At 52.7% G+C, this 25,781-nt stretch carries 25 protein-coding genes and 1 riboswitch; of the genes, 13 read left to right on the forward strand and 12 right to left on the reverse strand.

From position 1 onward, the window contains the following. The 5 genes from rnd to HEP82_RS02295 all read right to left on the reverse strand — a co-directional run. Positions 1-778, reverse strand: a 778-nt coding sequence (gene rnd, locus HEP82_RS02275) for a ribonuclease D (RefSeq protein WP_192456614.1), incomplete at its 3' end; no start/stop codon positions are given. A gap of 246 nt (positions 779-1,024) precedes the next feature. Then, entirely contained in the window at positions 1,025-2,701 is a 1,677-nt protein-coding gene (fadD, locus tag HEP82_RS02280) for a long-chain-fatty-acid--CoA ligase FadD (RefSeq protein WP_192456843.1), read from the reverse strand. A 224-nt stretch (positions 2,702-2,925) separates the two neighbouring features. After that, positions 2,926-3,495, reverse strand: a complete 570-nt coding sequence (locus HEP82_RS02285; RefSeq protein ID WP_192456844.1) for a Slp family lipoprotein — start codon at positions 3,493-3,495, stop codon at positions 2,926-2,928. A gap of 129 nt (positions 3,496-3,624) precedes the next feature. Beyond that, positions 3,625-4,326, reverse strand: a complete 702-nt coding sequence (tsaB, locus tag HEP82_RS02290; protein WP_192456615.1) for a tRNA (adenosine(37)-N6)-threonylcarbamoyltransferase complex dimerization subunit type 1 TsaB — start codon at positions 4,324-4,326, stop codon at positions 3,625-3,627. 62 nt (positions 4,327-4,388) lie between these two features. Next, positions 4,389-6,308 carry an ATP-dependent DNA helicase gene (locus HEP82_RS02295; protein ID WP_192456616.1) on the reverse strand — a complete coding sequence of 640 codons (1,920 nt, stop codon included), beginning with the start codon at positions 6,306-6,308 and terminating at the stop codon, positions 4,389-4,391. Between the two features lie 199 nt (positions 6,309-6,507). On the opposite strand from HEP82_RS02295, the gene HEP82_RS02300 reads away from it, so the two are divergent. Further along, entirely contained in the window at positions 6,508-6,855 is a 348-nt protein-coding gene (locus HEP82_RS02300) for a Rid family hydrolase (protein ID WP_192456845.1), read from the forward strand. 17 nt (positions 6,856-6,872) lie between these two features. Here HEP82_RS02300 and HEP82_RS02305 read toward each other — a convergent pair whose 3' ends face one another. Beyond that, complete coding sequence (locus HEP82_RS02305) at positions 6,873-7,058, reverse strand: YoaH family protein (protein WP_192456617.1); 186 nt, start codon at positions 7,056-7,058, stop codon at positions 6,873-6,875. 145 nt (positions 7,059-7,203) lie between these two features. On the opposite strand from HEP82_RS02305, the gene pabB reads away from it, so the two are divergent. The 3 genes from pabB (at position 7,204) to HEP82_RS02320 (ending at position 10,864) form a co-directional block, all read left to right on the forward strand. Next, on the forward strand, positions 7,204-8,562 hold the full coding sequence (gene pabB, locus HEP82_RS02310) for an aminodeoxychorismate synthase component 1 (protein WP_192456618.1): 1,359 nt from the start codon (positions 7,204-7,206) through the stop codon (positions 8,560-8,562). A 130-nt stretch (positions 8,563-8,692) separates the two neighbouring features. Next, positions 8,693-9,304, forward strand: a complete 612-nt coding sequence (locus HEP82_RS02315; RefSeq protein WP_192456619.1) for a CoA pyrophosphatase — start codon at positions 8,693-8,695, stop codon at positions 9,302-9,304. A 195-nt stretch (positions 9,305-9,499) separates the two neighbouring features. Beyond that, positions 9,500-10,864, forward strand: coding sequence for an L-serine ammonia-lyase (locus HEP82_RS02320; RefSeq protein ID WP_192456620.1), 1,365 nt, complete (start codon positions 9,500-9,502; stop codon positions 10,862-10,864). 180 nt (positions 10,865-11,044) lie between these two features. Here HEP82_RS02320 and HEP82_RS02325 read toward each other — a convergent pair whose 3' ends face one another. Then, complete coding sequence (locus HEP82_RS02325; protein ID WP_192456621.1) at positions 11,045-12,598, reverse strand: TerC family protein; 1,554 nt, start codon at positions 12,596-12,598, stop codon at positions 11,045-11,047. Positions 12,599-13,187: 589 nt separating this feature from the next. Here HEP82_RS02325 and manX point away from each other — a divergent pair. The 5 genes from manX to mntP all read left to right on the forward strand — a co-directional run bounded on the left by manX (position 13,188) and on the right by mntP (position 17,355). Next, on the forward strand, positions 13,188-14,144 hold the full coding sequence (gene manX, locus HEP82_RS02330) for a PTS mannose transporter subunit IIAB (protein WP_192456622.1): 957 nt from the start codon (positions 13,188-13,190) through the stop codon (positions 14,142-14,144). Positions 14,145-14,213: 69 nt separating this feature from the next. Further along, positions 14,214-15,011: a PTS mannose/fructose/sorbose transporter subunit IIC gene (locus HEP82_RS02335; protein WP_192456623.1), complete on the forward strand. Its 798-nt coding sequence runs from the start codon at positions 14,214-14,216 to the stop codon at positions 15,009-15,011. A 13-nt stretch (positions 15,012-15,024) separates the two neighbouring features. Continuing rightward, positions 15,025-15,864 carry a PTS mannose transporter subunit IID gene (locus tag HEP82_RS02340; RefSeq protein ID WP_015853722.1) on the forward strand — a complete coding sequence of 280 codons (840 nt, stop codon included), beginning with the start codon at positions 15,025-15,027 and terminating at the stop codon, positions 15,862-15,864. Positions 15,865-15,940: 76 nt separating this feature from the next. Further along, the gene (locus tag HEP82_RS02345; RefSeq protein ID WP_192456624.1) at positions 15,941-16,399 is read left to right on the forward strand and encodes a DUF986 family protein; all 459 of its coding nucleotides are present in this window, start codon (positions 15,941-15,943) and stop codon (positions 16,397-16,399) included. 196 nt (positions 16,400-16,595) lie between these two features. Beyond that, positions 16,596-16,768, forward strand: a riboswitch (yybP-ykoY riboswitch). Between the two features lie 14 nt (positions 16,769-16,782). Further along, a complete protein-coding gene (gene mntP, locus HEP82_RS02350) occupies positions 16,783-17,355 on the forward strand; it encodes a manganese efflux pump MntP (protein WP_192456625.1) in 573 nt (190 codons plus the stop codon). A gap of 44 nt (positions 17,356-17,399) precedes the next feature. Here the strand turns inward: mntP and rlmA are convergent, their stop codons facing one another. From rlmA to HEP82_RS02365, 3 genes are all read right to left on the reverse strand, one after another. Then, complete coding sequence (gene rlmA, locus HEP82_RS02355) at positions 17,400-18,224, reverse strand: 23S rRNA (guanine(745)-N(1))-methyltransferase (protein ID WP_192456626.1); 825 nt, start codon at positions 18,222-18,224, stop codon at positions 17,400-17,402. A gap of 79 nt (positions 18,225-18,303) precedes the next feature. Then, positions 18,304-18,513, reverse strand: coding sequence for a transcription antiterminator/RNA stability regulator CspE (gene cspE, locus HEP82_RS02360; RefSeq protein ID WP_015853726.1), 210 nt, complete (start codon positions 18,511-18,513; stop codon positions 18,304-18,306). A 38-nt stretch (positions 18,514-18,551) separates the two neighbouring features. Beyond that, complete coding sequence (locus HEP82_RS02365; protein WP_071597672.1) at positions 18,552-18,668, reverse strand: DUF2627 domain-containing protein; 117 nt, start codon at positions 18,666-18,668, stop codon at positions 18,552-18,554. A gap of 1,149 nt (positions 18,669-19,817) precedes the next feature. Between HEP82_RS02365 and HEP82_RS02370 the strand changes: the two genes are divergently transcribed. Beyond that, on the forward strand, positions 19,818-20,687 hold the full coding sequence (locus HEP82_RS02370) for a fructosamine kinase family protein (protein WP_192456627.1): 870 nt from the start codon (positions 19,818-19,820) through the stop codon (positions 20,685-20,687). A gap of 49 nt (positions 20,688-20,736) precedes the next feature. Here HEP82_RS02370 and HEP82_RS02375 read toward each other — a convergent pair whose 3' ends face one another. Together HEP82_RS02375 and HEP82_RS02380 are read right to left on the reverse strand one after the other, a co-directional pair. Further along, positions 20,737-21,285, reverse strand: a complete 549-nt coding sequence (locus HEP82_RS02375) for a YniB family protein (protein WP_192456628.1) — start codon at positions 21,283-21,285, stop codon at positions 20,737-20,739. Between the two features lie 249 nt (positions 21,286-21,534). After that, entirely contained in the window at positions 21,535-21,867 is a 333-nt protein-coding gene (locus HEP82_RS02380) for a cupin domain-containing protein (RefSeq protein WP_192456629.1), read from the reverse strand. A gap of 320 nt (positions 21,868-22,187) precedes the next feature. On the opposite strand from HEP82_RS02380, the gene kduI reads away from it, so the two are divergent. The 3 genes from kduI (at position 22,188) to pelW (ending at position 25,756) form a co-directional block, all read left to right on the forward strand. Then, positions 22,188-23,024, forward strand: a complete 837-nt coding sequence (kduI, locus tag HEP82_RS02385) for a 5-dehydro-4-deoxy-D-glucuronate isomerase (protein WP_192456630.1) — start codon at positions 22,188-22,190, stop codon at positions 23,022-23,024. 79 nt (positions 23,025-23,103) lie between these two features. After that, positions 23,104-23,865, forward strand: coding sequence for a 2-dehydro-3-deoxy-D-gluconate 5-dehydrogenase KduD (gene kduD / locus HEP82_RS02390; RefSeq protein WP_015853731.1), 762 nt, complete (start codon positions 23,104-23,106; stop codon positions 23,863-23,865). 259 nt (positions 23,866-24,124) lie between these two features. Then, complete coding sequence (gene pelW, locus HEP82_RS02395) at positions 24,125-25,756, forward strand: pectate disaccharide-lyase PelW (RefSeq protein ID WP_192456846.1); 1,632 nt, start codon at positions 24,125-24,127, stop codon at positions 25,754-25,756. Positions 25,757-25,781: the final 25 nt, after the last annotated feature.

Raw genomic sequence — 25,781 nt, forward strand, 5'->3', positions numbered from 1 at the left:
CCCCCAGTTCCCCCAGCGACCCCGGCAGGTACCGCGCCACCTGACCCAGATGCTCTTCGCGCACAATAAAGTTGACCGCGCTGTCACGCTCCCGCGCCTTACGCAAACGCCAGTCAGCCAATTTCTGCAGACAAGCCAGATGACGCCCTTTCAGTTGCCAGGCATTGCCGATTTCACGGTAAGCCTGTTCCGGTGCCAGCACATCCTGCTTCCGCTGGCAGAGCTGCCGACACTCATCCAATGCGGCCTCCCACCATCCTGCAGACGTTGTCTCCTCGACCAGCCGGATAGCCATCGGCAGCAGGTAATAAACGTCTGCCGCCGCATACTGACACTGCTTTTCACTCAGCGGCCTGGCGAGCCAGTCGGTGCGGGACTCGCTTTTGTCCAGCGTGACCTGCATATAATCCGCTACCAGCGCGGCAAACCCGTAGGACAAGGGTTTACCCAGGAACGCAACCAGTATTTGTGTATCCACAAACGGCGTCGGCAACAGGCCGAACGCATTTAAAAAGACCTCCAGGTCTTCGCTGCCAGCGTGAAGGTATTTGGTCACGGCGGGATCCAGCAACAGCTCGCAAAATGGTTGCCAGACAGTGATAGACAAAGGATCGATCAGCGACAACCGCTCTCCGTCAAACAATTGAATTAATCCCAACTGCGGATAATAGGTACGGGTACGGACAAACTCGGTATCCAGCGCCACCTGCGGCATACGACGTGCCTGCGAGCACACTTCGGACAAACCGTCATCGGTCGTGATCAACTGATAATTCAACACATTTTTCTCTTAGTTGGTTTTCCGGCGCCGGGATGACTGCCGGGAAAAAATGATAGAGGGCCGCAAGGCGACGTAGAAAAGACGTGCCCACACCTGAAGGGCGCTACGCCTGCTTTCATCCACGGTTAACCGGGCGCAGGCCGGCGGCCTGAATAGGGTTTGCGGCATCGACATAACCACCGCAGATACACTCACCATACCTGCCGCAGCAGGGACAAACAATAAAACGCTGTCGGCAGAAACTCATGCGGCGGACGGCTGTTGCTCATTGCGCAGTTCGCGACGCAGAATCTTACCGACATTGGATTTAGGCAACTCACTGCGAAATTCAAACAGACGCGGCACCTTATACCCGGTCAGATTGCGTCGACAGTGGGCGATCAATTCCTCCACCGTTAACGAACTATCCCGACGGACGACGAACACCTTCACGGCTTCGCCGGACACGTCGCTCGGCACGCCGATGGCAGCCGCTTCGGATACCTTGGGATGGCGAGTCACAACTTCTTCGATTTCATTCGGATAAACATTAAACCCTGAGACCAGAATCATATCTTTCTTGCGATCAATGATCTTCAGAAAGCCCTGTTCATCCGCAGTGACGATATCGCCGGTCGCCAACCACCCTTCTTTCAACACTTCCCGGGTCGCGGCCGGTTGCTGCCAATACCCTTGCATCACTTGGGGGCCGCGCACCCATAATTCGCCTGATTCACCCAGCATCACATCCTGGCCGTTTTCGTCGACAATACGGACATCGGTGGAGGGCACCGGCAAACCGATACTGCCGTTATAGTGTTTGAGGTCATAAGGATTCCCCGCCACCAGTGGCGAGCTCTCGGTCAGGCCGTATCCTTCCAGCAGATTGCATCCGGTCAGCTTCTCCCATCGCTCCGCCACGCTTTTCTGTACCGAGGCGCCACCGCCAACGGACAGATTTAGGGTAGAGAAATCCAGTTTTTGAAAAGCCTCATTATTCAGCAGTGCGTTAAACAAAGTATTAACGCCGGTCATCGCGGTTACGGGGTAACGCGCCAGCGTTTTCACCATACCGGGAATATCGCGGGGGTTAGTGATCAACAGATTTTGCCCACCCATTTCAATGAATAACAAACAATTCACCGTCAGGGCAAAAATGTGATAGAGCGGCAGCGCCGTCACCACCCGTTCCTCGCCATCTTTTAGCACCGGGCTATAAGCCGCTCGTGCCTGCATCAAGTTGGCCAGCATATTGCGGTGGGTCAACATCGCGCCTTTGGCTATTCCCGTCGTACCGCCGGTGTATTGCAAAAACGCCAGATCGTCGCCGCGAACATCCGGTTTAACATAGGGCATATTGCGCCCCTGTTGCAGCGCCTGACGGAAAGAAATCGCGTGTGGCAGATGGTATTTGGGCACCAGTCGCTTGATGTATTTCACCACAAAATTGACCAGCGTCCCCCGGGCAAGCGCCAGTTGATCCCCCATCCGCGTCAGAATGACGTGTTTAACCGGCGTGTTGTACACCACCTTTTCCAGGGTATGGGCGAAATTAGAGACGATCACAATCGCGCTGGCGCCACAATCCCGAAGTTGATGTTCCAGTTCACGCGGCGTATAGAGCGGGTTGACATTAACCACCACCAGCCCGGCACGCAGAATGCCAAATAATGCGATGGGGTACTGGAGCAGATTCGGCATCATCAACGCCACCCGATCGCCTTTTTTCAGTTTGAGCCGGTGCAAGAGATAGGCGGCAAAGGCGCGGCTACGTTCGTCCAACTGCCGGAAGGTCATCACTTCGCCCATATTGATGAAGGCGGGTCGGTCGGTGTAACGCTCAACCGCATGTTCAAACAGTTCGATTAGCGAGGCATAGCAATCCGGGTCGATCTCTGCGGGAACATCCGCCGGATAACGTGCTAACCAGATTTTTTCCAAAACTTCACTCCCGAGATATTTTTTAAGTGGCATGATTTCATCCCAATTCGAGTGATTTTTAACAATATTTTAACCCAGATAAGCCATGGGAAAATAAACAATCTTCAGGTTGCGAAGGGGATCACTGATTACGCGGATTTTCCCGCACGCTGCCCCGTCGCCGCCCTCTGGCCGATAAAAAATAAGGCGACTTACGTCGCCTTCGTCGCCGCGTTAAAGGCTCACTATTCCGTTACAACCGTCTCGACATGTGCGGGAGAATACCAACCGTCCCAGTCGGGCCCCCACACGCGACGATAACGGTGATCCCACCACGGGTCGTAGGCGCGCGGCGGCAATATCACTTGCTGAACCACATGCCAACGCTTGTAACCCTGAACACGAATCACGACAAACTGATAAGGACGATCGCCAATCTTACCCTGCTCAGCGCCGCTGATCGGCCCGACAACCGTGATGAGCTGATTGCTGAATTCGGTCGGTTCAAGAAAACCGTCGACATATGCCACGAAGCGCCCCTCCGAGGGCGCCCCCAGCTGCGGACGACCGATATCATCCAACGGCATACTGGCGATCTCCAGCCGAGTGCGCTTCGCCTCATTACGGATCTCCACCACCCGACCGCCAAACCGGGATTCCTGGCCGACATAGGCGGACGGTGAGCTCATGACCCGCACCAGATCCATCTGCGGCGTCGCCGACGTTCCACGAATCGCGTCCGGCACCGAAACACACCCCGCCAACAGCAGCATCCCCAGCAAGGCGCCGCAGCGCGTCACCGTCCGGCTCATCATACCGGCGTCTGATCTGGTGTTACTTTTGCCAAAAAATACGCTTGTCATCGCACACCCCCTGCTCAACAACGCTGGCCCCGCATAGGGCTCAATACGCGATTAGACTGCGGACAATACAATAAGTTGCGGTTATGCACGGCCCGGTAATTTTTTCCACGCCACCTCGTTGCGCAGATAGCGGGGCTGGGCCTGTTCCGCCGACAACCGATTTCCGGCCTGCCACATCCGCCAGGCCAGCGGCAGCATATCCTCAGCATGCGGCAACAACATCTCGCTGGAAATCAAAGTGATACCAGCAGAGGCAACCAGCCCAGGGTAAGTCTGCCAGCCGGTGCCGGCCGTCGTCCACGCGCCCGATAACGCCGCCGTCTGGGTTTGTACTTGCTCGGGCGACAATACGGCTTCGCTGTCATCACCCCGCCAATCGCCCTGCGCATCGCGCTGATATTGAGCCCAGTAGACCTCGCCCATACGAGCATCTATCGCCGTCAACACGCGGGAGGCGCCGGTCAGACGATATGCGCCCTGCGCCATGGTCGCTAACGACGAAACCCCCAACATCGGCAGATCCGCCCCCAATGCCAACCCCTGGGCGATACCAATACCAATGCGTACCCCGGTAAAACTGCCGGGGCCACGCCCGAACGCCAGCGCATCCAACTGCGCCAACGTCAGTTCATGATCGGCCAGCACCTGCTGCACCATCGGCAGGATGCGTTGCGTATGTTCACGGGGACAGATTTCAAACAAAGAGTGGATTTCACCCTCATTCCAGAGCGCAACAGAACAGGCTTCCGTTGCGGTATCGAGCGCTAGAATTCGCGTAGACATGCCAACCTCAGGCAGGGAAAACAGTTAACGGCGCGCATCATAACAGCCGCGCCTGACCGCCGTCACGGTTTAGACGTCAGAAAATCGATGGCGCGTTGCAAATTGCGGGTACGCGGCGCGGGCGGCAAACTGGTCAAAAACACTTCGCCGTAAGGCCGAGTCACCAGCCGATTATCACAAATCACCAATACGCCGCGATCATCCACATCGCGGATCAGGCGTCCAACGCCCTGCTTTAGGGTAATGACCGCATCCGGCAATTGCACCTCGACAAAGGGATCGCCGCCCCGCAGCCGACAGTCCTCCATCCGAGCTTTGAGCAACGGATCGTCCGGCGAGGTAAACGGCAACTTATCGATGATGACGCAGGACAGCGCATCGCCCCGCACATCGACCCCTTCCCAAAAACTGCTGGTCGCCACCAGCAATGCGTTGCCGGCCGCCAGGAACTGCGCCAGCAGTTGCGCCTTGCCGGTTTCCCCCTGAACCAGCACCGGCAACGTCAGCGAGGCGCGAAATTCCGCCGCCAATTCCCGCATCATCAGATGGGAGGTGCACAGCATAAAACAGCGTCCCCGATTGGCTTCAATCAGCGGTCGTAGCATCCGCGCCAGTTGCCGCGCCGCGCCGGGACGATGGGTCTCGGGCAAATGGCGCGGGACGCACAGCAATGTCTGCCGCGAGTAATCAAACGGGCTCGGCAGTAGCAGCGTACCCGCGCCCTCCAGCCCCATGCGCTCGACAAAATGATCCAACCGTTCGTTCACCGACAACGTCGCGGATGTAAAAATCCAACAGGCGGGTTTCTCTTTCATCACTTCGCGAAACCGATCGGCCACGGAAAGCGGCGTCAGGGCCAGCACAAAATGACGTGCGCTGCATTCGTACCAGTAGCTGTAACCCGGCTGCTGCACATCCAGCAGCCTTTTCAGCCGGTTACGATATTGAGCAGCACGTTCGAATGCCGCATCCAGCAAAGTCGAACGCCCCAGCGACAGTTTGACCACATCGCAGCACAACTCCAGCGCGTCATCCAGCAGCACCAGCGCACGCTGCGTCGCCGCATCGGTGACAATGTCACGTAAATTACCGCGAAATCCAGGGTCGCCCAGCGCCAGCCGAAAGTCTTGCGTACTTTGCGCCAGTCGATCGGCGCTTTTTTGCAACTGAGCGACATCCCGCACCTCGGTGCGGTAAGCGATGGTAATATCCCGGGCCAAATCCAACAGTTGGCGGCTCGACAGTTGCTGGCCGAAATATTGGCTGGCGATATCCGGTATCTGGTGGGCTTCGTCGAAAATCACGACCTCGCCTTCCGGTATCAGCTCGGCGAAACCGCTCTCCTTGACCACCATATCCGCCAGATACAGATGGTGGTTCACCACCACCACATCGGCATCCATCGCTTTACGACGCGCGTGTACCACAAAACAGGTCTTATAATGTGGGCAGTCGCCGCCCAGGCAGTTGTCGTTGGTGCTAGTAACCAGCGGCCAGACCGGGCTGTCTTCCGCCACATCACCGCAAGTGCTGATATCACCCTCTTCGGTTTCCGTCGACCAACCACGCAGCCGCACCAGATCCCGTAATTGTTCTTGCGTCAGATCGCCACCCGCTAACGACTGTTGTTCCATGCGTTCAATACACAGGTAGTTGGAACGCCCTTTGAGCAGCGCCAGCTTGCCGGCGAATTTCAGCGCCTGAGCCACCGCAGGCAAATCCCGACTATAGAGCTGATCCTGCAACGCTCGCGAACCGGTAGAGACGATCACCTTGCGCCCGGAACGCAGCGCCGGCGCCAGATAGGCATAGGTTTTCCCGGTGCCGGTGCCCGCTTCTACCACCAGCGGCTTCTTCCCGGCGATGGCGGAAACCACGGCATCCGCCATCAGTCGCTGCGGCTCACGCGGACGAAAACCGGTTATCGCCTGCGCCAGAGCGCCATCTTCGGCAAAATCGTCGGGGGAACTGTTTGCTGCCACGCTGCCTCACTGTTTTTTCTCAATACATCACGGCGCATCTGCCGTCTGAGTGGAGGCCGATTATGCCAAGCCAGCCGTCGCACGACTACTTTATTCGGGCACGCCCGATGCCTGCCCCATCGGCCGACACACTGGCGCCGGAATATGGTAACGTCTGGGTCTTTCTTTCATGGCTGCATATTTAAAGAGGTACTGCATGATGCCCATCACCCGCATCAACCCTGAAGCGCGCTGGTCAGACGCGGTTATTTACAACGGCACGCTGTATTACACCAGCGTGCCGGAGAATCTGGAGGAGGACGCCCGCGCGCAAACCGAAAATGCGCTGGCCGCATTGGATGCCATTCTGCACCAGGCGGGCACAGACAAGCGCCGTTTACTGGATGTGACTCTCTTTCTGGCCGATGCGGCGGATTTCGCCGCCATGAACGCCGCCTGGGATGCCTGGGTGGTGGCCGGCAGCGCGCCGGTGCGCTGCACGGTACAAGCCAAGTTGATGAACCCGCGTTTCAAGGTAGAAATCAAAGCGATCGCCGCGATCGCGTAATCAACCCGGCGGAGGCGTTATTCCTCCGCCTCATCTTCGTCGAACCGGGCAGCGATACGCTCCCCTTGATGACTCTGGCGCAATTCTTCCGCCACCAGCGCGATCGCCTCACCGCTGCTCATCCCCTCTACCATCAACTGCTGGATTCGTTCTACCGCCTGTTGTTGCTGTGCGTGCGACAGCGCCGGGATACCTGCAAACATCGTTATTTCTCCTGCAAAGCCCGGCGATTAACACCGGGGGAATGATTTCAGCCACCCTGATTTATGGTACGCTTGCGCGCCAGAGAGCGGCCGCGACGGCAGCTGGTTCAACACACGTCACCCGGTACCCTACCGCTGAGAACCCATGCGAACTTCGATAGTCTATCACGCACTGCCTTATCAACCGGATGCCCTGCTGCATCTTTTCGCGCCATTGTCGCAACAGCCCTGGGCCATGCTGCTGCACTCCGGCTTTGCTGATCATCCTCATAACCGCTTCGATATTCTGGTGGCGGACCCCATCGCCACATTGCAGACTCGGGAAGAATCTACCGAGATTGCCGCCGGCGCCGAGTGCCATCAGCGTGCGGACGACCCTTTTGCGTTGCTGCAACAGCAAATCGACGCGCTGGGGGTGAATGTCGATCCACACCCGGATTACCCGTTTCAGGGTGGCGCGCTGGGGGTATTCGGGTATGACCTCGGCCGTCGGGTGGAAACGTTGCCGACGCTTGCCGAGCGGGATATCTCTCTCCCCGATATGGCGGTAGGCCTGTACGACTGGGCGCTGATCGCCGACCACCAGCTACAGCGCCTGACGCTGATTACGCATGGTGAGCCGTCGGCGCGTCTGGCCTGGCTTGAGGCACAGCATGGCGCAGAAACTGCGGCGTTTCGGCTGACCAGCAGCTGGACGACCAACATGACCCGCGAAGAATACGGTGCCAAGTTCCGCCGCATCCAGGACTACCTGCACGCCGGCGACTGCTATCAGGTCAACCTGACGCAGCGCTTTCAGGCACAGTATGAAGGGGATGAATGGCAAGCGTTTCTGCAACTTTCCGCCAGTAATCGGGCACCGTTTTCCGCCTTCCTGCGCCTACCGCACCATACAATCATCAGTATCTCGCCAGAACGGTTTCTATGGCTACATGACCGCCGCATCCAGACCCGCCCCATCAAGGGCACGCTGCCGCGCAAAACCGACCGCGTAGAAGACGAGCTTCAGGCCCGGCGGTTGGCGTCGTCAGAAAAAGATCGCGCTGAAAACCTGATGATCGTCGATTTGCTGCGCAACGACATTGGCCGGGTTGCCGAGCCCGGCAGCGTCAGGGTTCCTGAGCTGTTCGTGGTCGAGCCGTTCCCCGCCGTGCACCATCTGGTCAGTACCATCGAAGCATTACTGCCGACACGTTTTACCGCAACAGACCTGCTGCGCGCCTGTTTTCCCGGCGGGTCTATTACCGGCGCCCCCAAAGTCCGGGCGATGGAAATCATTGAAGAGCTGGAGCCGCAGCGTCGCAACGCCTATTGCGGCAGCATTGGTTATCTGAGCGTATGCGGTACCATGGATACCAACATCACCATCAGAACGCTGGTTTCTGACCGCGGCAGCCTATACTGCTGGGCCGGCGGCGGGATCGTCGCTGATAGCGATGAACAGTCCGAGTACCAAGAAACATTGGATAAAGTAGGGAAAATCCTGCCGTTGCTGGAGGTCTGAGCGGAAACGGCGGCAAGACGGATCCAGCGGCCTCATGGAGAAAACGCTCGGATTTCCGGCAAGCCGTCAAACGCTAGATATACTTGATGAGGCGCAACTTGCGAATACCTGACGGAGCGACATCGATACCATGCTGAACGATATACTGGACACGCCGCTGCCCTTGGTTCAGGCACCGGAATATGATTTGTCCCGATTTATCACCCGTTTCCAGTTGCAGACGCTTCCCGGCTACCGTCAGTCGCATAATCAGCGTGAGGCGGCGGTGCTGGTTCCGATTATTCGCCGTCGAGAACCCAGCCTGTTGTTAACTCGCCGTTCCGCCGATTTGCGCAAACATGCCGGCCAGGTCGCGTTTCCCGGCGGCGCAGCCGACCCTGAAGACGGTTCGCTGATCGTCACGGCGCTGCGCGAGGCGCGGGAAGAAGTCGCCATTCCGCCGGAATTCGTGCAGGTGCTGGGTACGCTTGCGCCGATGGATAGCAGCAGCGGTTATCGTGTTACGCCGGTGGTCGGACTGTTGCCGGAAAGCACGCCACTGCATCCCAATCAGGCTGAGGTGGCTGAACTGTTCGAGATGCCGCTGCGGGAAGCGTTTTCCCTGCAACGTTACTATGCACTGGATATCGAACGGCGACGGCAACCGCAGCGCGTCTACCTCTCCTGGTACCAGCAGCAGTTCGTTTGGGGACTGACCGCCGCGATCATCCGCCAGCTGGCGCTACAGGTCGCCGAATGTTGATAACCACCTTCGTCGCATCACGGTCTGCATGAATTCTTTTGTGGCATAACATAAGATTATTTCATGCGAAAATGTGAATGTGGCAGCATATCCCCCACTACAATAGCGCGTTATATCGAATTTTATTCCATATTAGCCACACCATGCTTTGCATCAATGTCAAGCTGACGTTGATGCGTTTATAGGAGTTTCAGCGTGATAAGCGTATTCGACATGTTCAAAATCGGTATTGGCCCCTCCAGTTCTCATACCGTCGGACCGATGAAAGCCGGTAAACAATTTGTCGATCAACTGCAAGAGCAGGGATTGCTTGAACGAACCGAGCGTATTTCCGTCGAGGTTTACGGCTCTCTAGCCTTGACCGGCAAAGGCCACCATACCGATATCGCTATTATCCTCGGGCTGGCGGGCAACCAGCCGGATACCGTGGATATTGACGCCATTCCCACCTTTATACGTCAGGTTACGCAATCAGAGCGCCTGACGCTGGCAGGCCATCGGGACGTTGCCTTCCCGCGCGAAGGCGGCATGATTTTCCGTAGCGAAAACCTGCCATTACATGAAAACGGCATGACGCTGACCGCATTTTCCGACGACGGCCATCCACTCTTTCGCAACACCTATTACTCCGTTGGCGGCGGTTTCATTGTTGATGAAGCACACTTCGGCCAAACCCAGCCCGACACCTTTAGCGTGCCGCACCCTTATCGCTCCGCCAAAGATATCCTGGAGCATTGCCGCCAGAGCGGGTTGTCGATGTCCGGGATGGTCATGTGCAACGAGCTGGCAATGCACAACCGGCAGGAAATTGAAGACTATTTTGCTGCCGTCTGGCAGACCATGCGCAGTTGTATGGATCGCGGGATGAATACCGAAGGCGTGCTTCCCGGCCCACTGCGGGTTCCTCGCCGGGCATCCTCCCTGCACCGCATGCTGGTGGCTTCCGATAAACTGTCCAAAGATCCGATGAACGTGGTCGACTGGGCCAATATGTTCGCACTGGCCGTCAGTGAAGAAAACGCGGCCGGCGGGCGTGTCGTCACCGCACCGACCAATGGCGCCTGCGGCATCGTTCCGGCCGTGCTGGCTTATTACGATCACTTTATCGAGCCGGTTAGCCCCGGTATCTATCTGCGCTATTTCATGGCTGCCGGCGCCATCGGCACGCTCTACAAAATGAATGCGTCGATTTCCGGCGCGGAAGTCGGTTGTCAGGGGGAAGTGGGCGTCGCGTGTTCGATGGCGGCGGCGGGCCTGGCTGAATTGATGGGGGCCAGCCCGGAGCAAGTGTGTATCGCCGCAGAGATCGGTATGGAGCACAACCTTGGGCTGACCTGTGATCCGGTCGCCGGCCAGGTACAGGTTCCTTGTATCGAACGCAACGCTATCGCCACCGTCAAAGCGATCAATGCATCCCGTATGGCCATGCGCCGCACGTCCGAGCCGCGCGTGTCGCTGGATAAAGTGATTGAAACCATGTACGAAACCGGGAAGGACATGAACGCCAAATACCGGGAAACGTCGCGCGGTGGTCTGGCGATCAAAGTACAGTGTGATTAAGTACCGTCTGATTAAAGTACCGTGTGATTTAAAGTGCAGTGCGATTAATCTGTTGCACCACATAACACCCGGTCTAGCATGCAGAAAGCCCACCATCCGGTGGGCTTTCTGCTTTCACGTCCAGTGAACAATACCCGTGCTTAACCTGGTATATCCCTGACTGACAGTGAGATACGTAACTCAGGCGATGCTTTCATCTTCGACGACCGGAATACGTTCGATGCGCACCAACTCGATACGATAGTCGCTCGCCGCCATGACTCTGAACCGGAGACGATGGAGTTCCAATTCATCCCCCGCTTTGGGAAACTCGTCACAATGCGCCAGCAACAACCCCGCCAACGACGTATACTCCTCCTTCGGATCCACCAGATCGCTGGCATTCAACACCTGCTGTAATGAATGTAGATCCGTCCCGCCTTTCACCAGCCAACCATCGCCATCAAGGGTAATATCCAACGTTTCATCCTCGTCGGGAAACTCGCCGGCAATGGCTTCCAGCACATCCAGCGGTGTAATCAACCCCTGTACCACGCCAAATTCATTAGTGACCATCACCAAGCTGCCGCGCGCGCGCCGTAACACCGGCAACAGATTGATAACGTCCAGCGTTTCCGGCACCACCAGCGGCGGCGTGGCGGCGGCGAACTGCTCGACATCAGTATGAGACTCCAGCGCCACTAACAGATCTTTGGCTCTTACGACACCCACCAATTCATCCAGCGATCCCCGGCATACCGGGAATAAGCTATGCGGCGTACCCAGTAACTGCTGACGAATCTCTTCTACGGAACGTTCGCAGTCCACCCAGGAGATATCAGTACGAGGCGTCATCACACTGCGTAATGACCGTGAAGCCAGCGTCAACACACCGCTGATCATGTAGCGCTCTTCCTCAGCAAAGGCCTCTTCCGGCCGCCGTTCAGGTACCGCTTCGTGCTGTTCATCGCTAGCCTTTCGCGTCCCCATCAGGCGCAGAATCGCCTCGGCAGTACGCTCACGCATCGGGCGCTTCGATTGATGTTTGACGAAGTTATGCCGCGCCACCTGGTTGAAAAACTCAATGACGATCGAAAAACCGATTGCCGCGTACAGGTATCCCTTGGGAATGTGGAATCCAAACCCTTCCGCCATCAGACTCAAGCCGATCATCAACAGGAAGCTGAGACACAGCACCACCACCGTCGGATGCGCATTGACAAAATTGGTTAGCGGTTTGGAAGCCAGCAGCATGATGCCCATGGCGATCACTACGGCAACCATCATGACGCCAAGATGGTTGACCATCCCTACGGCGGTAATGACCGCGTCCAGCGAAAAGACCGCATCCAGTACTACGATCTGCGCCACCACGGCCCAAAAATTAGCGTGAGTACGGTTGCCATCGGGGTCATGCGGACGGTTTTCCAGCCGTTCATGCAACTCCATCGTCGCTTTGAACAACAGAAATATCCCCCCGACCAGCAGGATTAAATCGCGCCCGGAGAAACTGAACTGCCAGACGCTAAAGAGCGGCCGGGTCAACGTCACCAGCCATGAGATCAGCGAAAGCAGGCAAAGCCGCATCAGCAGCGCCAGTGAAAGACCGATGAAACGAGCACGATCGCGCTGTTTAGCCGGCAGCTTATCGGCAAGGATGGCGATAAACACCAGGTTATCGATACCCAGTACAATTTCGAGTACCACCAGCGTCAGTAAGCCTGCCCAGATTGAGGGATCCAGCAAAAATTCCATGTCAGACTCCGGAAAATGAACGAGCAAACGCCAACAATGCATCAGCATTGCGCGGTAAGGAAAAAAGACGTTCAGCGATGAAGTATGGGTGGCCGATGCGGCCCGCTGAGGTTGAAGAATAAATACCGCCGGCCAGCGCCGGGGTTAGCGATATGAATCGTCGGTGACAGTCCATGGGAAGGGCGTTCGCCCGTTACTCCTCTGCAATTAAAAGGACATTAACTCTAACAGGTAGACTCACCGTTTCACAAAATTTTTATTTCATCTTGCGGGCGTACCCGCATCTTGCTGTTACCTCGACAAATTCACACTTAAGAGCAGCTAATATGACCACCTACTATTAATTGTCGACCAAGGTCACATAATTTATTTTTTCGATACCTAAAATAAATCCCGTCATTTGCCGGCAATGTCAGTGTGTTCTGAATCGATTCGCACGCTTTCGGGCAAAGTCGCGCTTTTCGTGCCATGGAGTGAGCAGGAAAGCGCGTTAGCGCCTAAGATCATCACGGATAAAAAACATTTACCGCCTATTTATCCATAATGCGCATGCGCAGCAAGACAGTGACAACAATGAGGGAGGTAGCAAGTGAGTATAGCCATCATGTTATGCACTCACGGCTCCACAGCCGGGCCGCTGTTAAAAACAGCGGAAATGATTCTCGGAGAACAACAGAATGTTGGCTGGATTGATTTTGTTCCCGGGGAAAATGTCGAGATTTTGATGGAGAAATATCAGGCAAAGCTCGCGGAACTGGATACATCAGAAGGGGTTCTTTTTCTGGTGGATACCTGGGGCGGCAGCCCATTCAACGCGGCCAGCCGCCTGGTGAACAACAAACAAGGGTATGAAGTGGTCGCCGGTGTCAACATTCCTATGCTGGCAGAGACCTTTATGGCCCGGGATGACGATCCCGCTTTTGAAGAGTTGGTCAGCATCGCGGTAGAAGCCGGAAGAGCCGGTGTAAAAGCGCTGAAAGCGGTCGAACCGGAAAACACGCCGGTTCGTAAACAGCCTGCAGCCCCCAAAGCCGCTCCCCCTGGCCCAGGTGGGCATATGAAAATTGGATTGGCCCGCATCGACGACCGTCTGATCCATGGGCAAGTCGCCACCCGCTGGACCAAAGAAACCAACGTTAGCCGGATTATCGTCGTCAGCGACGAAGTCGCGGCGGATACCGTGCGCAAAACCCTGCTCACCCAGGTGGCGCCGCCCGGCGTTACCGCCCATGTGGTGGATGTCGCCAAAGCCGTGCGCGTTTACAACAACCCCAAATATGCCGCAGACCGCGTCATGCTGTTATTCACTAACCCAACCGATGTGGTACGGCTGGTAGAGGATGGCGTCAAGATTACATCGGTCAATATCGGCGGTATGGCTTACCGGCAGGGTAAAACCCAGGTCAACAACGCTGTATCCATCGATGAACAAGACATCGTCGCCTTTAACAAACTCCACGACCGTGGGATCGAACTGGAAGTTCGCAAGGTTTCCACCGACACCCGGCTCAATATGATGGATTTGATCAACAAGGCCGCGCCTTAATCTATTAGAAATGAGCGGGTTAAATGACAACTCAACGTGTCAATACGCTATTCTCACAGGAGAAATAGAATGGAGATCACTACGCTTCAAATTGTGCTGATATTTCTCGTCGCCTGTATTTCCGGCATGGGTTCTATTCTGGATGAATTTCAATTTCACCGTCCGCTGGTTGCCTGTACGCTAATCGGCTTCGTACTCGGCGATGTGAAAACCGGGATCATCATCGGCGGTACGCTGGAAATGATCGCGCTCGGATGGATGAATATCGGTGCGGCGGTGGCCCCAGACGCCGCACTGGCGTCCATCATATCCACTATTCTGGTCATCGCCGGCGGTCAGAGCGTTGGCGCTGGTATCGCGCTGGCCATTCCGCTGGCTGCCGCCGGACAGGTCCTGACCATCATCGTGCGAACCATCACCGTGGCGTTCCAGCATGCCGCCGACAGCGCCGCCGAGCGCGGCAACCTTTCCGCTATCAGTTGGATCCACGTTTCCGCCCTGCTGCTGCAGGCCATGCGTATTGCCATTCCAGCAGTAATCGTTGCAGTTTCGGTCGGTACCGAAGCGGTTCATGCCCTACTTTCATCCATTCCCGATGTTGTCACCACCGGCCTGAATATCGCCGGCGGCATGATTGTCGTCGTCGGTTATGCGATGGTGATCAACATGATGCGTGCCGGCTACCTGATGCCTTTCTTCTATTTGGGCTTCGTCACCGCCGCGTTCACCAACTTCAATCTGGTCGCCCTGGGCGTTATCGGAGTTGTCATGGCAATTCTGTATATCCAGCTCAGCCCCAAATACAACAAGGCGCAAGGCGCGGCTTCCGCCGCCGCCAGCAACGACCTCGACAACGAACTGGACTGACAGGAGAGCTATCATGGTTGATACCACGCAAAAAAAACTTACTCCCAGCGACATTCGCGCTGTGTTTATTCGCTCCAACTTGTTTCAGGGGTCGTGGAACTTCGAACGTATGCAAGCGCTGGGCTTCTGTTTTTCCATGGTACCGGTCATTCGCCGCCTGTATCCGGAAAACTCGGAAGAACGCAAGCAGGCCATCAGGCGCCACCTGGAATTTTTCAACACCCAACCTTTCGTCGCAGCGCCAGTGCTGGGCGTTACCATGGCAATGGAAGAGCAACGGGCCAACGGCGCGGCGATTGACGACGGTGCCATCAACGGCCTGAAAGTCGGCCTGATGGGGCCGCTGGCCGGTGTCGGCGACCCGATATTCTGGGGAACGGCACGGCCGGTGTTTGCGGCATTGGGCGCCGGCATAGCTATGAGCGGCAGCCTGCTGGGGCCGATTCTGTTTTTCGTGCTGTTTAATCTGGTACGTCTGCTGGTTCGCTACTACGGTGTGGCATATGGCTATCGCAAAGGTGCGGATATCGTTCAGGATATGGGTGGCGGCCTCCTGCAAAAACTGACTGAAGGTTCCTCGATTTTGGGGTTATTCGTCATGGGAGCGCTGGTCAACAAATGGACGCACGTCAATATCCCGCTGGTTGTTTCCCGCGTTACCACTCAGAACGGGCAAACCACTGTCACCACGGTGCAATCGATCCTTGATCAGTTGATGCCGGGTTTAGTGCCGCTCCTGCTGACATTTGGCTGTATGTGGCTACTGAGGCGCAAAATCAATGCACTCTGGCTCATCATCGGCTTTTTCGTTATCGGTATTGTCGGGTATTGGCTCGGCTTGCTCGGTTTGTAATCTCAGTAAGCATGTCGGGGAAACCCGGCATGCTTCTATCTCGATCATCTGCCCGTTGTAAAGCATGGAGCTGACTATGAGCCTGACCGATATAACGTTGTGCGGCTGTCTGCTGCTGGCACTGGCGTATGCGGTTTATGACGAAATCATCATGGATCGCCAATATGGACACACCTGCCTGAAAATCTTTCTGCGACGGACCCATTATCTCGACGCTGTCATCTTCGTTGTACTCGTGGCCATTTTGATTTACAAAAACGTCACCACTCAAGGCACCCTGCTTACTACAGTCCTGTTATTTACACTGGTCATGATGGCTATATATTTGTCGATCATTCGACAACCTAAATTGTTATTCAAAGAGCAAGGTTTTTTCTACGCCAATACCTATATTCCTTATCATCGAATAAAAGCCATGAACTTATCGGAAGATGGCATTCTTGTTATAGATCTTGAGCAACGCCGTATATTCATTGCGGTCAAGAAATTAGATGACCTTGACAAAATTTATAAATTTCTCATTGAAATTCAATAAATTGAATTTTATTTCATGACGCTAAAATATTAATATTCTATCCCTACAATAATTAAGTTATTTCCTTAACCACATTATTATTGATGCAATTTACTCCATTTGTTTCTTTTTTGTTTTAAATGAAAATAATTATCAATATCGTTGATAAATAACATGTTATTACTTGTTGTTTCATGCCTGAATAATATGATAAGGTTGCGCAGTCATTGGGGAGTAGCCAATTCCTGACGCAGTTTCAGGAATGTTCGTATCAACATACTCGTTTGCAAAAACGTGGTGCGAACGGCCAGAAAGGCAGGCGAGACCATAGACACATGATCCATCGTCTGGTTGGGGGTGGATTGTGTGGATATGGATAACCGCCCCAGCCGAGGCTATTTACAATGAATTTGTCTGCAACTCTCATCCTTGCTTTTGGCATGTCTATGGATGCCTTTGCTGCGTCCATAGGAAAAGGTGCTGCACTACATAAACCTCGTTTTAGCGAAGCGTTAAGAACCGGGCTGATTTTTGGCCTCATTGAGGCGATTACTCCACTTGTGGGTTGGGCGCTTGGCTTCTATGCCAGCCAGTTCATTATTGAATGGGATCATTGGGTGGCATTTAGTCTGCTATTGATTCTTGGCGGCAGAATGATCATGGAAGGCCTGAAAGGCGAAACCGGCTGTCACTGCGAAAAAATCAGCAAACATAGCCTAGTTACCTTGGTTTGTACCGCAATAGCTACCAGTCTAGATGCCATGGCGATCGGTGTCGGTCTGGCTTTCCTGCAAGTCAATATATTCCACACAGCCATGATGATTGGCAGTGCCACCATGATCATGGTGACGCTCGGCATGATGATTGGCCGCTATATCGGCCCTATCCTCGGTAAAAAAGCCGAAATTGTCGGGGGACTGGTACTGATTGGCATTGGCTGTAACATTCTCTACGAACATCTGGGCAGTCTGGCCTGATGCGTATAACAATGGGCAACCCAGGTTGCCCATTTATTTCGCTATTATGCTTCGCGTCGGTGCAGACGTATCAGGAAATCCGTTTCACAAGTAAATACTGGCTCCGAACGCAGCGTTGCTTTAGCATCCTCGCTAGCACGCCAGGCAAAAGGCGTCATTTGCAATAAATCTGCGGCCTCTCTCCCGGTGAGTTGCATTGAATAAGCCAATTTCACACATTGCTCCAACCGAAACCCTGAAAACACTTCATCAATATCGGGATGCAATCTCACTTCTGGGTATATACGGGCCTTAAGCGCCATTAAATGCCGTGGCCCTGGTGACACCGTCAGTAATACACCACCAGGCTTGATCACCCGAGCTAATTCATCGCTGTTACAGGGAGCATAAATCTTTAATACTGCATCCAATCCGCAGGACTCAAATGGCAATCGCTGACTGGATGCGACGCAAAACATAACTTGCCGATAACGTCTAGCCGCACGTTGGATTGCAGCTTTGGAAACGTCAAGCCCATAAACCTGAATGCCTCTGTTCGTCAACGCATCTGCCAATGCCGCCGTGTAATACCCTTCCCCGCATCCGATATCCAGCAAACTACCGGGCGACGTTAAACACCCATCAAACAGACGGGTGACATTTGCCTGCAACGGCTGGTAATGTCCGGCATCCAGAAAGGAACGCCTGGCCTGCATCATTTCAGCGCTGTCGCCGGGCTGTTTAGAGCGTTTGAACTGCACAGGCAGCAAGTTGACATACCCTTCCCGGGCACAATCGAAGTGATGTTGGCCGCATGACCAGCGTCCAAACTCATGCTGCAACGGACGGTGACACAACGGGCATTGATACGGAAAAAAAGGAGTTTGCATACAGAACCGACAACCGGAAGGTGTAAATCAAAAAAGCAAAAAACCCGCGCCAGGCGGGTTTTAGTCTATAAACTGACAATTACAGTGCGGTAACGTTAACCGCAGACGGGCCTTTTTGCCCATCCTGAATTTCAAACTCAACGTTCTGGCCTTCTGCCAATGTTTTGAAACCAGTGCCTTGAATTGCAGAGAAGTGCACAAACACATCTTTGCTGCCGTCAGCCGGAGTAATGAAACCGAAGCCTTTGGACTCGTTGAACCACTTAACCTGACCTTTAATCTTTGCCATTTCAAAATTTCCTTTAATAGTTAAACCGCACAGGTGCGTTATACAGAAAAACCAGAGTCGTTACTGATTGAGGCACGAAAATAAGGATCGGCAGAGAAGTGGTATTCAACGCTAACGTTTGTACTCAATACTTCTTTACTGAAAATGCCATTCATATACAGAACTGTACCTCGTTTTTACCAAAAAGGTTTATTACACACTCTGTTATCATTGGCAAGCCATTTTTTTACAGTGATGGACATGCCGCACAAATTAGGGACTTTAATGTATCAGTTAATATGTCAATCCGCTCAGGGCTGCTATATTGACATACCAGAAGTATTCCCTATGACAGTCCCAATGGTTTGATTATGTGCACGATATGATAATTACGCAAGGTGTTGCGCCTAATTAATACGGCGGTACCCATCACTATAACAAAACAATATTGCCCGTATGTTTCCCATCTCTTCATGATAGAGACAGTTTCGGTAATCGTGTTCTTACACAGTTGGCAAAAAATGTAAAAAATACAATAAAAAACTTTATATACAATAAGATACGCACACCGATTTCTGATGGTGATTATCTAAATATACAATAATGATGAAACAAAGGTGATATATAAATTTCATCTTATAAAGATGCTTGTATTATTTCTGCAAAAAATAGTTTGTTAACATTCATTCTGTACACACTGCGCCGAATTGTTAAAGAATACCAAGTCAAAAATTGCACCGCCCCACCAAGATGCATACTTTCCATTCTATTTAAGTCAGTGATAGGGATCATAATTCTGCGAGCGCCCTCAGGATGAATTGACGAGCATTTACATGAAAAAATGTATTACGATGCCGGATTCATGCAATCACCCTTCTATTACGTTTTGTCCAACGATTATTTTATGAGATTAATGTCTCATCCATTTTCCTTCATGCATTTTTAACACGCGGAACTAATCCCTCCGATAAGATCCAGATCAAAAACAGCGAAGACCAAGTATCCATCTGATTTTCTTTTATATCAAATCGACCACATCCCTTCAGACACAGCTGGGATTTCTGAACCCGCGACAATATTTGAACATCTGTCGTGACAAGCACAGTAATTAAGCGTTATTGTCATCCCGTCAGTTTCTTTATCACACCGTTATAGCCGGTCACTCAGACCATTTTTCAGAGAAAGGTCACAGCATAATACGTATCTTTCTCCCTTCGTTTCGATGGGGATTACCAACACCATCGGCTGTGCGCCAGATTCATTTTTTATACTGCATAATTCATTAACGTAATGATCTATCAGATTGCATCAACGGGAGGTGACCTATGTGGCAAACGATCGCACAACTACTGGAAGAGCATCTGGGGCCGGGTGAGATTCAGGAACGTAGAGAGTTGCCCGGAGGCGAAATCCACTCTGCATGGTTTATTCGCTATGGTGAACACGATGTGTTCATCAAGAGTGATTCCCGGGAATTGTTGACCAAATTCCGGGCTGAAGCGGAACAGCTTGAACTGTTGGCCAAAAGCAAAACCGTACAGACCCCGGCCGTTTACGGTGTGGGTTGTACCCGCGACTACAGCTTCCTCTTATTGCAATATCTGTCGACCAAACCATTGGATGCCCACAGCGCCTGGTGCCTTGGGCAACACCTGGCCAAACTTCACCAATGGAGTGACCAACCGCAATTCGGCCTCGATTTTGACAATGATCTCTCAACCACGCCGCAACCCAATGCCTGGCAACGGCGTTGGGCCACATTTTTTGCCGAGCAACGCATTGGCTGGCAACTGCAACTGGCGGCGGAAAAAGGCCTGAGTTTTGGTGATATCGGTATGTTGATCGCTACAGTCGAACAGCAATTGGCTGGTCATCAACCCCAACCAGCGCTGCTGCACGGTGATTTATGGTCAGGAAATTGGGTCAATACGTCCGAGGGATGTTATTTATTCGATCCTGCGTGTTACTGGGGGGACAGAGAATGCGATCTGGCTATGCTGCCCTTGTACCCGGATCTACCTAAGCAAATTTATGACGGCTACCAAAGCGTATGGCCTCTGGATAAAGGCTTTGTGGAACGTCAGCCCATTTACCAGCTTTACTATTTACTCAATCGCGCCAACCTGTTTGGCGGCAAACACGTTGTTGCCGCACAGCAAGCCATTGAGTCAGCGCTATTGTTTTCCAGAGAATGAAAACGCACGGAGTGAAAATGCCAATCGGGGTTAGCGCCCCGATTGACTATCAGCCGACCAGACCGATGACTTTCAGTACCAGATAACCGACTACCGCAACAACGACCGGCAAGATGTACAACGGAAAAAATTGCAGAAAAACGCTATGTCGGGGTAACTCGACACGGGACTCTAACTCCTCACGAGTTTTCCCCTCCTCGCCTTTCGCTTTTTCCAGAATTAACTGATCTTCCAACCCTTCACGAATATGCTTGACCTGACGAGAAAGACGCGCGCCGGAAACTTGTAAAGCCAGACCAAAAAAAATCAAGAGATAGACCGCCCAGAACATAAGTGTTGTGCTGGCGGAAAGACGCCCAAAATCCGGCACCGGTGAATTGAACCAGAGCACATTCAAAAATGGCGTATTAAAACGCAGTACCTCGACTACTAAGTGCAGAAAATCCTGCAGGACACCATTGATGCCCTGAGTTTTCTCAGTAAAGGTATGAACAAGATTTGCCAATGAAATCACTGTCGAAAGCAGAGCCGGGATAAAAAGGATCCAACCCGCGATGCGTTTAAACACCGCAATGCGGCCAGCCTGTTGATACGTCATGAGTTCCCCTTGTGTGCAACGTCGTGGAAACGTTACCGGTCGAGACAGAAAATAAGTATATTCAAACCCGATAGCAGGGTACTTCAGGTTTATGAAGAGTCAACTTTTCTTTCCTGCTGTAGATAGGCTTCAACACCCAACGCATCAGCGCTAGCCTGGTGTGCGTTCCGAGGACAAAGGCAAGAAATGGCGAGATTAAACGAACAGCGAAAATACCGGCCTAACCGGCCGGTATCATTCTGACATCAATCAGAGGAAATCTGCACGTTTCGGCGAGAAAGTATCGATAAGCACACTGCCATCTTCCAAAGAAACCACGCCGTGGATCTCATTTTTCACCGCCATATAGGCATCACCCGTTTTCAGAATGCGTTTTTCGCCTTCAATCTCTACTTCGAAACTGCCGGCCGCCACATAGGCTATCTGGTCATGAATGTCATGCTTGTGCGGAGTGCCGATCGCGCCTTTGGCAAAATGCACGCACACCATCATCAGGTCATCGCTCCAGGTAATGATCTTACGCTTGATGCCACCGCCCAGTTCTTCCCATGGCGTATCGTCGTCAATAAAGTACCTTCTCATTTTTTCTCCTCAATATTGTGTTATGTGTTCGCCTTGATACCCTCAGGCAACAGGACAAGACAAGTACCGACATTCTAGTAACATCAGGACCAGACGAAACATAAAATAAGTAAAACCATGACGCCCCTCAAGAAATAAATAAAACATTATTTCATTTTTATTGAATTCATATCCCAACCACACTATTATCGCGCCATATACGAAAGAACCGGGCAGTCAGGGTCTGGTGACATTGTCACTGCCACGCGATGTTTCCTGCCCTGCCCGGGGCTTTCCTTCCCGAGCCCTCATCCGGTTCAGTCTGGAAGCAAGGAGCGATCATGCAAGTCCGTCAGAGTATTCACAGTGAGCATGCCCGTCAGCTTGATACGGCTGGGTTACGCCGTGAATTTTTGATAGAAAAGATTTTTGATGCCGACGCCTGCACCATGACGTATAGCCACATCGACAGAATCATCATCGGCGGAGTCATGCCGGTTCATCATGCTGTAACGTTAGGAGAAGATGTCGGCCGCCAACTGGGCGTCAGCTATTTTCTGGAACGACGTGAACTGGGCACTATCAACATCGGCGGCGACGGCGTCGTTACCGTTGATGGGCAGGACTATGCCGTTGGGCACGAAGAAGCGCTTTATATCGGTCGTGGAGCCAAAGATATTCATTTTCGTAGCTTGAATCCGGACTCACCGGCCAGGTTTTACTACAACAGCGCCCCAGCCCATACAACCTACCCAACCCGCAGAATTACTGCGGCGCAGGCGTCACCTCAAACGTTGGGCGATAACGCCACCAGCAATCTGAGAACCATCAACAAATATATTGTTCCTGATGTCTTACCCACCTGCCAGCTCACTATGGGTCTAACCAAACTGGCGGAGGGCAACCTCTGGAACACCATGCCATGTCACACGCATGAGCGGCGGATGGAAGTCTACTTCTACTTTGACATGGACGAAGAAAGCGCAGTGTTTCACATGATGGGGCAGCCTCAGGAAACCCGTCACATTCTGGTGCATAACGAACAGGCCGTGATTTCTCCCAGTTGGTCGATTCACGCAGGCGTAGGCACCAAACGCTATACCTTTATCTGGGGCATGGTGGGTGAAAATCAGGTTTTTGGCGATATGGATCACCTTAATGTTAGCGAACTACGCTAACAGTGATAAGCCGGAGCTCCGGTAATCCCTACAGTAACAGCACGCGACGAATAATGTCGTTCACAGAGAGATTAAAGCTATGATTTTAGATTCATTCAATTTACAGGGCAAAATTGCTCTGATCACAGGTTGCGATACCGGTCTGGGTCAAGGTATGGCGATCGGGCTAGCCGAAGCAGGCTGTGACATTGTGGGTGTCAACATCGTCGAGCCGAAAGACACGATTGAAAAAGTCACCGCTCTGGGTCGTCGTTTTCTCAGCCTGACGGCTGACATGAGCGATGTCTCCGGCCATGCCGCTCTGGTGGAAAAAGCCGTCGCCGAATTCGGCAAAGTGGATATCCTGGTGAACAACGCGGGTATTATTCGTCGCGAAGATGCTATCGAATTCAGTGAAAAGAACTGGGACGATGTGATGAACCTTAACATCAAGAGCGTCTTCTTCATGTCTCAGACTGTTGCCCGCCAGTTCATTAAGCAAGGCACCGGCGGCAAAATCATCAATATCGCGTCCATGCTGTCCTTCCAGGGTGGTATCCGTGTTCCGTCCTATACCGCATCCAAGAGCGCGGTTATGGGGATTACCCGCCTGATGGCTAACGAATGGGCGAAACACAACATCAACGTTAATGCCATCGCGCCAGGCTATATGGCCACCAACAACACTCAGCAGCTGCGCGCGGATCAGGATCGCAGTAAAGAAATTCTGGATCGCATCCCGGCCGGTCGTTGGGGTTTGCCGCAAGACCTGAAAGGCCCTGCGGTATTCCTGGCATCAAGCGCCTCTGATTATATCAACGGCTATACCGTTGCCGTAGACGGTGGCTGGCTCGCTCGCTAAGTTGGCTTCAATATTTTTTCGTGATAGAAAGCACAATCCTGGATTGTGCTTTTCTTTTTTTCATCAATAAGTTACCTATTTTCTTCTTTTTCCACACTGTTTCCAAAATTACTCAGAAAAATTTTAAAACAACGTTCCGACCCTGATCACACTTTCGATATTGAGCACATGACGAGAGAGTTAGTTGGGCAATATAATCAATCAAAACAATGTTTCTATTTATAAGGAACTGACCGTAAGGTTCCTAAGAAGGTACTCCATGAGTATTTTTTCGGATTTAAACACCAGCAGAAAATGGCAATTAGAGCGATGGTTATCTGCCATTAATAGTCATATCGAAAAAGTTCAAACCTGCGCTCAAAGCGTTGTAAATCCAACGCCGTTACTTGCTGATGGTTTTGATGTCAAAACATTGACGCCGGTTGTCTGGAAATTTCCAGATGGTCATGACGCCCCTATATCTAATTTCGCCAGTCAACAAAACTGGTTGCGTCTTTTAATTTCCATGAGCGAAGTCACAGAAACGGAAAAATACCGTCAATCTGCATTTGAACAGTGTCGCTATTTCCTCAACCATTTCGTTGATGATAAAAGCGGACTTTTTTTCTGGGGCGGGCACCGTTTTATTAATCTTGACACATTAAGCAGCGAAGGGCCGGAATCAAAATCGCTGGTGCATGAATTAAAACACCACTTACCCTATTACGAATTGCTATTAGAACTTGAACCAGAAAAAACGCTGAATTTTATTCAGGGATTCTGGAATGCGCATGTGGAAAACTGGGAGTCTTTGGATCTGGGGCGTCATGGCGATTACGCAAAAGTTCGTGATCCTAACGTCTTCACTCATGTGCGCCATGATGTAGTTGATCCCTCTCGCTGGCCGGAACTGCCGCTGACTAAAGGGTTGACGTTCGTCAATGCTGGTACGGATCTGATTTACGCATCCTTCGCTTATGCGCGCCATACCGGAGACCCCCAAGCAGCAGCATGGGGCAAGCATCTTTATCGCCAATATGTACTGGCGCGCAACCCGGAAACCGGCATGCCGGTATACCAGTTCAGTTCACCCATTCAACGCCAGCCCGTACCTGCAGATGACAACCAGACACAATCCTGGTTCGGCGATCGCGCTCAGCGGCAGTTCGGGCCGGAGTTCGGCGCCATTGCCCGCGAGGCTAACGTACTCTTTCGCGATATGCACCCGCTACTGGCGGATAATCCGCTCGCTATGCTGGAAATTCTGCGGCACCAACCGGATCAAGAAATGCTGACCTGGGTGATCGCCGGGCTCAAAAACTACTACCAATACGCCTATGATGCCGACACCAATACGCTGCGTCCTATGTGGAACAACGGTCAGGATATGACAGGTTATCGTTTCCAGCGCGACGGTTATTATGGTAAGGCCGGCACCGAGCTCAAGCCCTTCCCCATTGAAGGGGATTATTTGCTGCCGCTGGTGCGTGCCTGGCGTCTGAGCGGGGATAGTGAGCTTGATTCGTTGATCTCCACACTGTTGTCCCGGTTGGAAAAGCAGGGTATACATCAAGCCGCTTCGCCATTTTTATTATTGGCGGTTATTGAGCTCGCCGAAGAAAAACAGTCGGCGCAGTGGGCGGAATATGCATGGCAATTAGCGGAAATTCTGTTTAACCGTTATTTCCATCACGGCTTGCTGATGCGTTCAGAACATCATCGCTATATACGGCTTGACGATCCATTCCCAGCGATTCTGCTTACACTAATTGCTGCTTGCAGAAATAAATTGAGCACGCTTCCCACCATTCTGACACAAGGGGGATATGTACATGGCGATTTTCGCATCAATGGACAGAGCAAGGTCATATACGACGTTGAGTTTATTTACCCAGAATTATTGACTCATTGATTTTTTTATTTTTTAAGATTCAACA

Origin of the sequence: Musicola keenii, from assembly GCF_014855505.1 — a bacterium.
Lineage (GTDB): Bacteria > Pseudomonadota > Gammaproteobacteria > Enterobacterales > Enterobacteriaceae > Musicola > Musicola paradisiaca.

What these genes read in the sequence shown, in the direction of transcription:
- HEP82_RS02300 (WP_192456845.1), top strand. Translation starts at nt 6,508, where the DNA reads ATGCCCATCACCCGCATCAACCCTGAAGCGCGCTGGTCAGACGCGGTT.
- pelW (WP_192456846.1), top strand. Translation starts at nt 24,125, where the DNA reads ATGAGTATTTTTTCGGATTTAAACACCAGCAGAAAATGGCAATTAGAG.
- rlmA (WP_192456626.1), bottom strand. Translation starts at nt 18,224, where the DNA reads ATGCAAACTCCTTTTTTTCCGTATCAATGCCCGTTGTGTCACCGTCCG.
- HEP82_RS02375 (WP_192456628.1), bottom strand. Translation starts at nt 21,285, where the DNA reads ATGACGTATCAACAGGCTGGCCGCATTGCGGTGTTTAAACGCATCGCG.
- HEP82_RS02370 (WP_192456627.1), top strand. Translation starts at nt 19,818, where the DNA reads ATGTGGCAAACGATCGCACAACTACTGGAAGAGCATCTGGGGCCGGGT.
- HEP82_RS02340 (WP_015853722.1), top strand. Translation starts at nt 15,025, where the DNA reads ATGGTTGATACCACGCAAAAAAAACTTACTCCCAGCGACATTCGCGCT.
- HEP82_RS02335 (WP_192456623.1), top strand. Translation starts at nt 14,214, where the DNA reads ATGGAGATCACTACGCTTCAAATTGTGCTGATATTTCTCGTCGCCTGT.
- HEP82_RS02315 (WP_192456619.1), top strand. Translation starts at nt 8,693, where the DNA reads ATGCTGAACGATATACTGGACACGCCGCTGCCCTTGGTTCAGGCACCG.
- HEP82_RS02345 (WP_192456624.1), top strand. Translation starts at nt 15,941, where the DNA reads ATGAGCCTGACCGATATAACGTTGTGCGGCTGTCTGCTGCTGGCACTG.
- HEP82_RS02285 (WP_192456844.1), bottom strand. Translation starts at nt 3,495, where the DNA reads ATGATGAGCCGGACGGTGACGCGCTGCGGCGCCTTGCTGGGGATGCTG.
- kduI (WP_192456630.1), top strand. Translation starts at nt 22,188, where the DNA reads ATGCAAGTCCGTCAGAGTATTCACAGTGAGCATGCCCGTCAGCTTGAT.
- HEP82_RS02365 (WP_071597672.1), bottom strand. Translation starts at nt 18,668, where the DNA reads ATGAATGGCATTTTCAGTAAAGAAGTATTGAGTACAAACGTTAGCGTT.
- tsaB (WP_192456615.1), bottom strand. Translation starts at nt 4,326, where the DNA reads ATGTCTACGCGAATTCTAGCGCTCGATACCGCAACGGAAGCCTGTTCT.
- pabB (WP_192456618.1), top strand. Translation starts at nt 7,204, where the DNA reads ATGCGAACTTCGATAGTCTATCACGCACTGCCTTATCAACCGGATGCC.
- mntP (WP_192456625.1), top strand. Translation starts at nt 16,783, where the DNA reads ATGAATTTGTCTGCAACTCTCATCCTTGCTTTTGGCATGTCTATGGAT.
- HEP82_RS02380 (WP_192456629.1), bottom strand. Translation starts at nt 21,867, where the DNA reads ATGAGAAGGTACTTTATTGACGACGATACGCCATGGGAAGAACTGGGC.
- HEP82_RS02325 (WP_192456621.1), bottom strand. Translation starts at nt 12,598, where the DNA reads ATGGAATTTTTGCTGGATCCCTCAATCTGGGCAGGCTTACTGACGCTG.
- cspE (WP_015853726.1), bottom strand. Translation starts at nt 18,513, where the DNA reads ATGGCAAAGATTAAAGGTCAGGTTAAGTGGTTCAACGAGTCCAAAGGC.
- HEP82_RS02305 (WP_192456617.1), bottom strand. Translation starts at nt 7,058, where the DNA reads ATGTTTGCAGGTATCCCGGCGCTGTCGCACGCACAGCAACAACAGGCG.
- kduD (WP_015853731.1), top strand. Translation starts at nt 23,104, where the DNA reads ATGATTTTAGATTCATTCAATTTACAGGGCAAAATTGCTCTGATCACA.